At 53.3% G+C, this 11,451-nt stretch carries 11 protein-coding genes; 2 read left to right on the top strand and 9 right to left on the bottom strand.

Going from position 1 to position 11,451, the window contains the following annotated elements; translation table 11 throughout:
• The 5 genes from dxs to LJE94_12035 all read right to left on the bottom strand — a co-directional run.
• A partial coding sequence (gene dxs / locus LJE94_12055) for a 1-deoxy-D-xylulose-5-phosphate synthase (protein ID MCG6910843.1) occupies positions 1-1,298 on the bottom strand: 1,298 nt, incomplete at its 3' end.
• A 3-nt stretch (positions 1,299-1,301) separates the two neighbouring features.
• A complete protein-coding gene (locus LJE94_12050; protein ID MCG6910842.1) occupies positions 1,302-2,093 on the bottom strand; it encodes a polyprenyl synthetase family protein in 792 nt (263 codons plus the stop codon).
• Positions 2,094-2,190: 97 nt separating this feature from the next.
• Complete coding sequence (gene xseB, locus LJE94_12045) at positions 2,191-2,433, bottom strand: exodeoxyribonuclease VII small subunit (GenBank protein ID MCG6910841.1); 243 nt, start codon at positions 2,431-2,433, stop codon at positions 2,191-2,193.
• Between the two features lie 157 nt (positions 2,434-2,590).
• Positions 2,591-3,913 carry an exodeoxyribonuclease VII large subunit gene (gene xseA, locus LJE94_12040; GenBank protein ID MCG6910840.1) on the bottom strand — a complete coding sequence of 441 codons (1,323 nt, stop codon included), beginning with the start codon at positions 3,911-3,913 and terminating at the stop codon, positions 2,591-2,593.
• Positions 3,914-4,001: 88 nt separating this feature from the next.
• Positions 4,002-4,271 (bottom strand): hypothetical protein, encoded by a 270-nt coding sequence (locus LJE94_12035; GenBank protein ID MCG6910839.1) that lies wholly within the window; start codon positions 4,269-4,271, stop codon positions 4,002-4,004.
• Between the two features lie 174 nt (positions 4,272-4,445).
• Here LJE94_12035 and LJE94_12030 point away from each other — a divergent pair, with 174 nt between their 5' ends.
• Positions 4,446-5,150 (top strand): Bax inhibitor-1/YccA family protein, encoded by a 705-nt coding sequence (locus LJE94_12030; GenBank protein ID MCG6910838.1) that lies wholly within the window; start codon positions 4,446-4,448, stop codon positions 5,148-5,150.
• 243 nt (positions 5,151-5,393) lie between these two features.
• Positions 5,394-5,591, top strand: coding sequence for a hypothetical protein (locus LJE94_12025; GenBank protein MCG6910837.1), 198 nt, complete (start codon positions 5,394-5,396; stop codon positions 5,589-5,591).
• Positions 5,592-5,598: 7 nt separating this feature from the next.
• Here LJE94_12025 and glmM read toward each other — a convergent pair whose 3' ends face one another.
• The 4 genes from glmM to LJE94_12005 all read right to left on the bottom strand — a co-directional run.
• Positions 5,599-6,966, bottom strand: a complete 1,368-nt coding sequence (gene glmM, locus LJE94_12020; protein MCG6910836.1) for a phosphoglucosamine mutase — start codon at positions 6,964-6,966, stop codon at positions 5,599-5,601.
• Between the two features lie 110 nt (positions 6,967-7,076).
• On the bottom strand, positions 7,077-8,324 hold the full coding sequence (locus LJE94_12015; GenBank protein MCG6910835.1) for a UDP-N-acetylglucosamine pyrophosphorylase: 1,248 nt from the start codon (positions 8,322-8,324) through the stop codon (positions 7,077-7,079).
• Between the two features lie 147 nt (positions 8,325-8,471).
• The gene (locus LJE94_12010; GenBank protein MCG6910834.1) at positions 8,472-10,298 is read right to left on the bottom strand and encodes a glycosyl transferase; all 1,827 of its coding nucleotides are present in this window, start codon (positions 10,296-10,298) and stop codon (positions 8,472-8,474) included.
• A 178-nt stretch (positions 10,299-10,476) separates the two neighbouring features.
• On the bottom strand, positions 10,477-11,451 hold a 975-nt coding region (locus LJE94_12005; GenBank protein ID MCG6910833.1), incomplete at its 5' end, for a GDP-mannose 4,6-dehydratase.

The following is an 11,451-nucleotide window of genomic DNA, read 5'->3' as shown; positions in this document are numbered from 1 at the left end:
AGGCCGTGATGGGTGGGCCCGTCTTCGCCGACGATGCCGCCACGGTCGATGGCAAAAACGACGTTCAGAGACTCCAGGCACACATCGTGTAGAATCTGATCATAGGCCCGCTGGAGAAAGGTAGAGTAGATCGCCACCACCGGCTTGAAGCCTTCCGAGGCAAGCCCTGCCGCAAAGGTGACCCCATGGGGTTCGGCAATGCCCACGTCGAAAAAGCGTTGCGGAAACCGTTGGGCGAAGTGCGTCAACCCCGTTCCCTCTGGCATGGCGGCCGTTACCGCCACGATCCTGGCGTCTTTTTCGGCAAAATTGATCATTGCCTCGCCAAAAACCTCGGTGTAAGAGGGTGCATTGCTTTGCAACGGTTTGCAAACCCCCGTTTCCACGTCGAAACTTCCGCAACCGTGAAAATAAACGGGGTTTTTTTCCGCAGGCGGATACCCTTTGCCTTTTTTGGTGGTCACGTGAAGCAGCACCGGCTCGTCCCTGAATTTTATGTTTTCGAGGATATCGATCAGGTGGTTGATGTTGTGGCCGTCGATGGGGCCAAAATACTCGAAGTTGAAGGCCTCGAAAAGCATACCGGGCGTGACAAAGGTTTTGAAGGAATCTTCGGAACGCTTGGCAAGTTGATAGATGTCGTCGCCGATTTTAGGCAAGGATTTCAGCAGGATCCCGAAATCCTTGCGGAGCTCCTGCAGCTTTTTGTTGGAAAAGGTGCGGCTCAGCAGTGAAGAGAGCGCACCGACATTGCGGGAAATCGACATTTCATTGTCATTCAAAATGACGATCAGATCTCTCTCCTTGTGAGCATCGCCGGTCTGATTGAGCGCCTCGTAGGCCAGGCCCGCCGTCATGGATCCATCCCCGATGACGGCAATCACTTTCGATTTCTCCTTTTTGAGGTGTTTGGCGGTCGCAATCCCCAGCCCCGCGGAAATTGATGTGCTGCTGTGCCCGGTTGTAAAGGCATCATAATCACTTTCGCTGAGACGCGTGAATCCGGACAGGCCGTCTAATTTTCTAATGGTGTCAAATAAATGGCGCCTGCCGGTGAGAATCTTATGGGCATAGGCCTGATGTCCCACGTCCCAGACGATTTTGTCTTTGGGAGGGTTGAAAACCGTGTGCAGGGCGATGGCCAACTCAACCGCACCCAGGCTGGACGCCAAATGGCCGCCGCTTTTGGAAACCACATCGACGATCATCTTCCTGATTTCGGCTGCAACGGCTTTCAACTCGGAGCGAGGCAGCTTTTTCAGGTCGTCTGGGGATTCGATTTTGTCAAGCAAGCTCATAATTCAACGGTTACGTTCGATCACATAGCGGGCAATAGCCCGCAGGGGGTGGGCTTTTTTATCAAAGGCCTCGATTGCTTGCAAGGCCTTTTCTACGAGTTCCACGGCAAATTGCCGCGATTCGGCCAGGCCGAGAACCGACGGGTAAGTGTTCTTGTTGCGTTCGGCGTCGGTTCCCACAGACTTTCCCATCTTTTGGGGGTCGCCGGTGATATTCAGCAGATCGTCAGCCACCTGAAAGGCAAGCCCGAGGTAGGCTCCGTACTGTTTGAGGGCTTTTATTTCTGCAGCTTCGGCGTCGCCCAGCAGAGCACCGGTCACGACGGAGGCCTCGATAAGCGCTCCGGTTTTCTTCTGGTGCAGATTCCGCAGATCCTCGATGCCCAGCACGGTGCCTTCCGAAAGCATGTCGAGCATTTGTCCCTGAACCATGCCTTCATGGCCGGCAGCCGCGGCGATTGTGTTGATGATACCAAGGCTTTTACGAACGCCATCCATGTCGCCGGCAATATATAGCGGATCGGACAATACCTGAAAAGCCAAGGTCAACAGAGCGTCCCCGGCGAGAATGGCGGTGGCTTCATCATACCGAATGTGGGTGGTGGGTTTCCCGCGACGCAATCGATCGTTGTCCATGGCCGGCAGATCGTCATGGATCAGAGAATAAGTGTGGATCATTTCCAGCGCACAGGCCGCGTACAGGGCGCCGTGCTGGGATCCTCCAAGCGCTTCGGCAGCGGCGAGGCAAAGAACGGGGCGGACCCTTTTGCCGCCGGCCGCAACGGCGTAAAGCATGGCTTCCGCAACACGGCCACTCGATGATATTTGGCTAAAATAGTCGTCAAACCAATTAGTTATGATTTTCTGTTTTGAGGCAAGGTAGGTTTCCAGGTCAAACATTGCGTTCGTCCTCATCACTGCTGAAGGGCGCCTCGCTCAAACTGCCGTCGCGGTTGCCGGTCAGCAGGGTGATTTTTTTTTCGGTTTCATCCAGTTTTTCGGAGCAAAATTTCGACAGTTGCGTGCCTTCCTCGAACCGTTGCATGGCTTTTTCCAGCGTTAGCTCCCCCGATTCGAGCTCCTGCACGATAGTCTCCAGCTTTTCCATCGCTTTTTCAAAAGTGAGCTTGACCATACCTATTTCCTCAATTGGTTGTATGTGAAAATTTTTAATTAATCATATATTTCGGATAGTTAATATATTTTTCCGCTAAAAGAAAGCAGAAAATATGTATATATACAAATAGAATGGTGATGGTCATCGGTGTTCTGTGACGATCTCCATCGCCATTTTATTTGACGTGGACATTCAACGACCCCTTGTTCAGCAGTATTTCCAGTTCCTGCCCCTTCGAAACGGATTCGGCATCACGGACAATGGTTTTTCCTGGAAACGTGCGGGTGATGCTGTACCCCCGCGACAAAATGGCGGTCGGGTTCAGCAACGACAGGGCATTGTCCACCGCATGTAGTTTTATCCGATTACTTGAACTGTTATTGTTAATATTTTTCATTAATTTATATGTTAATACTTGAAGTTTATTCTTAAGTTCATTGCACTGGCGGGCCGGGTTGTGAAGCGCCAGGTTCTGGGCGCGCCACTGCCATCGTTCACGCATCGACTGCACGTGGCGCAGCAGGTTGTTTTGTAACCGAAAATGAAGGTCATCGATGCGGATTCTGTAATCCTGAATACTGCTTTTAGGGTCTTTAAACCTGCTTTGTGCTGTTTTCAAGCGAGTGCGGCCGTTTTGAATGCATAGCCGGAAGGCGCGTTTCAGCTGCCGGTCGAGATCGTCCAGCGTATGCTTCAGATCCGCTTTGACAGGGACCGCCAATTCCGCGGCGGCGGACGGCGTGGGTACACGCATGTCGGCGACAAAGTCGGCAATGGTATAGTCGGTTTCGTGGCCAACGGCGGATATCACCGGTATGCGGGATGCAAAAATAGCCCTGGCGACGCGCTCCGAGTTATAGGCCTGCAGGTCTTCAAGGGAGCCGCCGCCGCGAGCGAGAATGATCAACTCGGTGCGGTTCTGCCGGTTGAGGAGTTCGATGGCGGCGGAAATTTCTTCCTCGGCGCCCGCTCCCTGAACCTTGCAGCCAACGATCTGGATGTGGATATTGGGAAAGCGCCTGATGGCAATGCGGCATATGTCGTGAACCACGGCGCCACTGGGAGAGGTCACCAGGCTGATGTGACGGGGCAAGAAGGGCAGGGCCTGTTTGCTTTCGACGGCGAACAATCCCTCCTGGTCGAGCTTTTTTTTCAGCTGTTCAAAAGCGACCTGCAGCGCACCGACACCGCCTGGCTCGAGGTGCTCGAAGATAATTTGATAGGTCCCGCGCGGTTCGTATACCGAAATGCGTCCGAGACCGCTGACTTGCATGCCGTCTTCGGGCTCGAATCGAAGCCGCCGGTTCTGGCCGCGAAACATGACGGCATTGATCTGGGCCTGGGCGTCCTTGACCGTGAAGTAGAAGTGGCCGGATGCCGGTTTGCGGAAATTGGAGATCTCGCCGGTCAGCCAAACAAAAGGAAACCGCTCCTCGAGCAGTTTCTTAATCTTACGGGTCAGTTCCGAGACCGTCATTGTCGAGCTGTTCAGTGTCATTGCGGTATTTGCCCATCTGGATACAATATTAACGTCTGATAAGGTATATTATGTAAACTTTTAGATAAATACAACCGTATGACTGACATCAACTGTAGGCCTCCCCCTTTAACAGCGATCTGACCACCGGTACCACGTAAATGTCGTCCAATGGCAGCGTCATGGCAAAATCGACGATCAGGTCTATCTTCCTGTTGAGTCGCAAATCCTTGTCGATGATGAACCGTTTTTCGTTTCTAACCTTGCAGAAGCCGCCCCTGGTTTTTGTGTTGGTGGCCTTGAAGTTCTGTTCCGAAACCGTGATGTCGAATTTTTCCAGCAGCGCGACCAGTTCCTGGTAAATTTGTTCCTGTTTCATGTTGAATATTGTTATGGTTGTGTTATCTTAAAGGTTAACAGGCGAGCGCAGGCCGGCCTCGCGACGGTGCCCTTCATGCAGGGCCTTTAAGAAAAGTGCCCAGTTGCGATGCAGGCGAAGGCCGCATGCGGGGCCGGCATGCAATTCACAACCTATTTCAGACAGGAGGAAGCAATGCAGCACTCTGTCCCACTTTCGAAACCGGAAGCGCAAATACAGGTAAACGCTTTTATCCGCAGTGTTTACAACTGGATGGCCATCGGCCTGGCACTGACCGGCTTTGTCGCATTCTACGTAGCCAACAACGAAGGCGTACAACGTATAATTTTTACTAATCCGCTTGTATTTTACGGACTTATCATCGCCGAACTGGCACTTGTTTTCACATTGAGCGCCCGTGTCAACAAGATGCAGGCCTCAACGGCAACCGCACTGTTCGTTCTTTACGCCGCCCTGAACGGCGTGACACTGTCCTTTATATTCATGGTATACACCAAGTCTTCGATTGCATCCACCTTCTTTGTGTGCGCAGCCACTTTCGTCGCCTGCAGCATATACGGGATGGTGACCAAACGCGATCTCACCTCCATTGGCGGCTTCCTGACCATGGGACTGTTCGGTATCATCATCGCATCGGTGGTCAACATGTTTGTGAGAAGCGCCGGTATGAGTTTGATAATCAGTTACATAGGTGTCCTCGTCTTTGTCGGACTTACCGCCTATGACACCCAAAAACTGAAAACCATGGCCATGACCCAGCCTTCGGGGCTGGAAGCGGGTGTCGTGCGCAAGGGCGCCATCTTGGGAGCCCTGTCACTTTACCTTGATTTTATCAACCTCTTCCTGATGCTTCTCAGGATCATGGGCAACCGCGAATAAGAAATTCACGGGAATTTCTTATTGGAAACGGCTGCGCCGCTTTAAAAAACAGTAGAAGGTAAGAAGATCAGACCGTAAGAAAGCCTGATTTTCTTACCTTTTTTCATTCTCCATGATACTGATTCTAGGCACCCTTACCCTCTTACCTTCTCAATTTCTCACCTTCTTGCTCTTAACATCTTTATAAACATCGGCAGATATGATAAGGGTCGATAACCAAAAAAAGCGCAGAAGGAAAACAATATGATCAGTCAGGGAGCGTGGGTTGTTCGGATCGTGGGCGCCATCGGGTTGTATTTAATCACTTGGGCTGTTTATCGCCCCAAGCCGGGTGTGGGGACGGTCATCGCCTTGGCAACATGGGCGCTGCCCATGATCATGTGGTGGATCAATTCGGAAAACATCTATCAGTGGCTTTTGAAAAAGATGGGGAAGAAATAAGCCGCCATCAGCCGAGCTCCTCGCGTACGACGCATGCGATGCGCTGCGCATACCTGTCGGCCCCTTCGTCCGTCGATGCCTCGACCATGACCCGACACAGTGACTGGGTCCCGGAATAACGCACAAGCACCCTTCCCCTGCTATTCAGTTCTTTCTCGATATTATCAATTATTTCTTTTATTTTAGGAATGTTATATAGATCTGGTTTTGACTGTACCGGCACGTTCAGAAGCACCTGCGGAAACACCGTCATGACACCGGCGAGTTCTGACAGAGATTTTCCGGTGGAAAGAATTACCTCCAGCAGACGCAGGGCCGCCAGCATGCCGTCACCGGTTGTGTGGCAGTCGTGAAAAATAATGTGCCCGGAATTCTCACCGCCCAGCACCGCGCTGTTTGCCAGCATTGCATTCACGACGTAGCGGTCGCCCACATCGCAGATGATGTGTTTGATGCCCCCCTTCTTCAACGCGATACCCAATCCGATATTGCTCATGACCGTGCTCACGAGGGTTTCATTTTTGAGGCGGTTGTTTTCACTGAGGTGTATAGCGAATATGGCGAGCAACTGATCACCGGAAAGGATGCGCCCCCTTTCGTCCACCGCGATGAGACGGTCGCCGTCACCGTCAAAGGCCAACCCGAGATCGGCTTCTTCCTTTGATACGACCTCGGCCATCTTTTCGGGATGCTGAGATCCGCAACCGGCATTGATGTTCGTCCCGTCAGGGTGATTGAAAAGGGCCGTGACGGCAAACCCGAGGGATTCGAAAAGCGCGGGGGCGATGGCGGACGCCGCCCCGTGGGAACAATCCACGACCAGCTTCACCATTTTGCAGTCGGACGGCAACGAAAAGGTTTGCTGCAAAAAGTGCCTGTATTGCCGTGCGGCATCGCTCATCGGCTGAATGTGCCCGGTATTCAACACGGCATCGGCTGTCCGCTGGAAATCGTCGTCCAGGATGAGCGCTTCCAAGGCCGCTTCTTCTTCGTCCGACAGCTTGTAGCCGTCCCCCCTGAACAGCTTGATGCCGTTGTCCTGATAGGGGTTGTGGGAAGCCGATATGACGATGCCGGCGGCGGTATCCAGTCTGGCGGCGAGGTAGGCGACACCGGGGGTGGGAATGATCCCTGCATCCACTGCCTCTCCGCCCATGGAACAGATACCGGCCATGACCGCCGCGGCGAGCATGGGGCCGGAAATGCGCGTATCCCTGCCGACAACGATTTTAGGACGATCCGTGCGCCCGTGGCGCCTGAAAAAATGAACGGCCGCTCTTCCCGCCCGAACCGCTGTTTCCGGAGTCATGGGATAGGCATTGGCTTTGCCTCTGATGCCGTCGGTACCAAATAAACGAATGTTATCTTCTCTCATAAATTACTTTAATATTTTCGTTACGGTTTTGCTGTGCAGATAACGAACTACCTTTATGCATGAAAATTCGTTTAGAAACGCGGCTTCGCCGCTACTTTAAATCTGATATTCTAGCCGAGAGACGGCAGCAGTGCCAACACCCCCTCCGTGGTCCGGTCGACGATCCCTTGAAGCCATTTTGTGCCCTCTCGCCTTTGCTGCTGTTCAAGCGCCGTGATCACCCGGAGGTAGTCCTTCCCTTCGTTTTTCATAGCCACGAGCAGGGTTTCCAGGAAGCGGTCCCGGATGCTCGGGTCGCCCTCATGGTTCACAGCCTCCTTTAGCACCAGCTTGACATCCGGCCAGCGCTCGTCAAGCTCTTTTTTTTGAGCCAGAAGCCGCGATGTCGGATCGTCATCGATGGTTTTTCGATACATGTCGGCCGACGCCGGCAGTTTGCCGCAGAAAGCCTCCAGGCGTTCGATGCGTTCCAGGATAGCCGCCTCTGCATTGAAAATGAGGCCGTCAAGCAGGGGCTGGGCGAATTCCTTCGAAATAAAAAGGGCGCGCACGTTGCGGTACCACTGCAACAGGGCGAACAGGTTACCGATATAGTTTATATTATTAACAAATATGCGTTTTACCACCCGGTAGACGCCGGTGACAAAGGGCATGCTCCCTCCCCTTGCCTGTTTCGCCACCAACAGCCTGTCGGGGCGCAGTTCATCCTTGCGGTAGATGGAGCCGGCGGCAATGGTGGTTCCGAAGGCAAGGCGGCAGGGGCCCACCAGTCCGCCTTGGCCGCCCAGAAAAACAGGCGGTTGATCCAGCATGACGCCGCCCGGGACGTCTCCGATGAGCGACGCGGTGGCCTTGTCCTGGTTGGGGGTGAAGTTGAAATGGATGTAGGAACTGCCCACTTCGCTGTGGTTGCGGCGGCTGGTGCCGCCGGCCATCAGGCAGTCGCAGAAATTTATCAGGCTGCCCAAGGTGACAAAGGGAAACAGAATGGTCTGTTTCAACCCCACCGTGTGGGCGATGCCGGCCTGTTCTTCCAGGATGGTCCCTTCGCGGACATGGGCGCCCGAACCGGCATTTGCCTTTTCCAGAAAAACGGCTCTCTTGAAATACCCGCCCTTCAGTTCAACGCCCGGACCCAGTTGACAATTCTCCACGGCGACAGGCGCTTCTTCGCCCAATCGGGTTCCGGCCATGATGAGGGTGGATTTGCCGTAAAGCCCGCATCCCGGATAAATGACCACTCCGTCACCTGAAATCCGCTCCGGGTCGACATCTTCATCGATGTGGACGCTTTCGGGTTTGTGAATGGTCACGCCTTTGTTTAGCAGGGTCTCTATCTTGGATCCAATAAGGGGCATCGGTTGCCTCGTTTATAAATCAATAAAATTGTGAACCACGAAGGCACAAAGAACACAAAGGGTAAATCAATACAAATAGTATCATTTCACCCATGATAAACATTTTCTAATTGAGCTTTTCCTAAGATTGTATTCAGAAAAGCTCAATTAGTCCATGTCCACAATGTCCACGGAGAAACATTTCAGGAACAAGTTCTTCTCTTTACAAAACTTTCTGATATTGTTAATGAATTCCGGATTACCGCCATTACTGCAGGCCAGCAGAAGGCCTTCCACGTCATGTTTCCGGCAGAGTCCTGCCGCTTTGTTGAAGCCACCGAAAATGGGATAGCCCTGCAGTTTCCTTCCCTTTTTATTGTCGTCGTCGTCGATGAAGCCGACCGGGTCGAAATTCAGCGTCCGGTTGTTCAATATCTCGCGCAACAGCAGCTCCCCTCCCCTGCCGGCACCGTAAATCATCACCCGGTCCCCTCCGGCCAGCGACTTTCTTTTTATGCTGTCGAGGAACAGCCTGAAGGAGCCCCGGCTGCCCAGGAGGTAGCCCGTGGTCAGGAGCCAGTCGACGATAAAGATGCCTTTGGAAAAGTTCTCAAACCGGTACACGAAGGTGACGGCCACAACGCTGAGCATGGTGGCGACGGTGGAGGCTTTCAGGTACGTAAATACGTCGCTGGTGCTCATGTAGCCCCACATGGCCCGGTAGATGCCCATGATGAAAAAGGCGGCAAGCTTGCAGGCGATGACGGCCGGCAGAGATTTGAGAAAAATTTGGAAAAAGAGGTTGAATTCACGGGAGCCGAACCGCAGTCGATAGGAAAGGTAATAGGTGAACGCCACCATGCCGAGATCGAGGATGATCAGCAGGATCTGTTTTTTATAGGTGATGTCGTAAAGCACGGGTGAGTAGTCATGCCCCCGCAGTACGGAAAACTCCCTATCCGGGTACACCCGCAACTGGGCCATGTAGATGCCCATGAGCAGGACGGAGATGGCTGCCGGAATGATCACCGTCGGCGAGGTAAGCGTGTCCGTGCGGCTTACAAATACCGCGGACACCCCTGAGACGGCACCGATGCCGCACAATACCAGCATGGCGCCGCGTTCCTTGAAACCCATCATGATCAGGCGGTGGGAGCTGTGGTCTCTCCCGCCGATGGACGCCTTGCGCCCGCTTAAGGTGCGTATGAGCGTCACCAGGGTCGTGTCGAATATGGGAACCATGAGGATGAGGATGGGAACGGCCATTCTGGACAGGGTGTTGCTGCCGGAATACTCCGAATAATTCAGGGTCAGGATCGCCAGCGACACCCCTATCAGGAGGCTGCCGCTGTCGCCCATAAAAATCGAGGCGGGTTTGAAATTGTAGACCAGAAATGCGCCCAGGGCCCCCGCCAGAGTCAAAGCCGTCCAGGTTCCTTCCGACAGCGGCGCACCGAACAGAACGGAAAGCGACAAGAGGGCGATCAGGGCCACCCCCGCGCACAACCCGTCCATGTTGTCGATCAGGTTGAGGGCATTGCAGATTCCCACAACCCAGAAAATGGTGACCATGGTGTCCAGCGTCAAGGATGTAAACCAGTGCAACCGAAAATCCAGAAAGGCGACAAAAGCCGCCACCATGATCTGGGCCACCAGCTTGGTCTGGGGTTTGATTTCAACGAAATCGTCGGTCAGGCCGACGGCAAACAGGAAGGTGGCGCACAGCCAGACGACCGCGGCAATGGACGGGCGAGCCGCATGGGTTGCACCATTGAAAAAGTAAGCGCCGATGGATGCAAAATCCGCGACAAAAAACAAGGGAACAGCCAAACCGATGTAGATGGCCACACCTCCCATCAGGGCCGTCGATTTGCTGTGCCACCGGTCCTCGGTGGGGTTCGCCACCCACCCCTTTTTAATGGCGATATTGCGCACAACCGGTGTGGCAACCAGGCAGATGGCAAAGGCGACGAATGGCAGATAGATGTTGTTCATATAACATCTTTAGAAAATCAGAGGGTTAGAACGTAAGAAGATAAGATTTTGCTTTTTGGAAAGAAAAATTCGAGATAGATACTTCTTTAAATATCATCGTTTCCCTACTCACCTTCTGATCTTCTTACCTTCTTAATTTCTTACTGTTTTATGCTCAAAATTAAGGGTGCATCAGGATTCAGCTCGTCGGCAGGGTCTTCCTGGCATGCTCGATCACGATGTCCAGAATCGTATCCAGATCGGTTTCAGGCCCGAAGCCAAGCAGGTTCTTTATTTTTTCAAGTCCGGGAACCCGCCTCTGCATATCCTCGAAATCCTTTTCAAAGGCGTCCTCATAGGGGATCAGCTTGATTTCGGACCGCGAACCGGACTTGGCGATGATTTTTTCAGCCAGATCCAGCATGGAAATTTCCTCCACCCCGCCCACGTTGAAGACCTCTCCCACGGCTTCCTGGCGCTGCATGAGGGACAGGAAGGCCTTGGTGACGTCTTTTACATAGGTGAAGGTTCGCGTCTGCTTTCCATCGCCATAGACGGTCAAGGGCTCGTTTTTAAGGGCCTGGGAAACGAACCTGGGGATCACCATGCCGTAGGTGCCGGTCTGGCGCGGGCCAACGGTGTTGAACAGACGAGAGATGATCACCTCCAGGCCGTGGGTGCGGTGGTATGCCAGCGCCGAAAACTCGTCCATCAGTTTGGCCGCGGCATAGGACCAGCGGAACTTGCTGGAAGGGCCGTAGATGATGTTGTCGGTTTCCACCAGGGGGGCGTGCATGTGTTTGCCGTACACTTCGGACGTGGAGGCGATCAGGACCTTTTTTTTGAATTTGTTGCACAGCTCCAACACCTTTTCCGTGCCCTGTATGTTGGTTTGGATCGATTCCAGGGGCTTTTCGAGAATGTAGCGCACGCCCACGGCGGCGGCCATGTGATAGACCAGGTCGCAGGTTCCCACCAGCTCGAGCATGATGTCGTGGTGCAAAATCGTGTTGATGTTCACGAACAGGGATTTTTCGAATCTCGAGTCGTCCTGGAGGTGTTTGATATTGTCCAGGGATCCCGTGGACAGGTCGTCGATGATGTAAACGTCGTCACCGTTTGCAAGATGCGCTTCCGCCAGATGGGATCCGATGAAACCGGCGCCGCCGGTAAT

The sequence above is a fragment of the Deltaproteobacteria bacterium genome, from assembly GCA_022340465.1.
Lineage (GTDB): Bacteria > Desulfobacterota > Desulfobacteria > Desulfobacterales > B30-G6 > JAJDNW01.
This window is presented reverse-complemented; position numbering and strand designations above follow the sequence as displayed.

Excerpts from the sequence above, each read along its gene's own strand:
- LJE94_12050 (MCG6910842.1), bottom strand. The coding sequence starts at position 2,093 with ATGCTTTACGCCGTTGCGGCCGGCGGCAAAAGGGTCCGCCCCGTTCTT.
- xseB (MCG6910841.1), bottom strand. The coding sequence starts at position 2,433 with ATGGTCAAGCTCACTTTTGAAAAAGCGATGGAAAAGCTGGAGACTATC.
- xseA (MCG6910840.1), bottom strand. The coding sequence starts at position 3,913 with ATGACACTGAACAGCTCGACAATGACGGTCTCGGAACTGACCCGTAAG.
- LJE94_12035 (MCG6910839.1), bottom strand. The coding sequence starts at position 4,271 with ATGAAACAGGAACAAATTTACCAGGAACTGGTCGCGCTGCTGGAAAAA.
- LJE94_12030 (MCG6910838.1), top strand. The coding sequence starts at position 4,446 with ATGCAGCACTCTGTCCCACTTTCGAAACCGGAAGCGCAAATACAGGTA.
- LJE94_12025 (MCG6910837.1), top strand. The coding sequence starts at position 5,394 with ATGATCAGTCAGGGAGCGTGGGTTGTTCGGATCGTGGGCGCCATCGGG.
- glmM (MCG6910836.1), bottom strand. The coding sequence starts at position 6,966 with ATGAGAGAAGATAACATTCGTTTATTTGGTACCGACGGCATCAGAGGC.
- LJE94_12015 (MCG6910835.1), bottom strand. The coding sequence starts at position 8,324 with ATGCCCCTTATTGGATCCAAGATAGAGACCCTGCTAAACAAAGGCGTG.
- LJE94_12010 (MCG6910834.1), bottom strand. The coding sequence starts at position 10,298 with ATGAACAACATCTATCTGCCATTCGTCGCCTTTGCCATCTGCCTGGTT.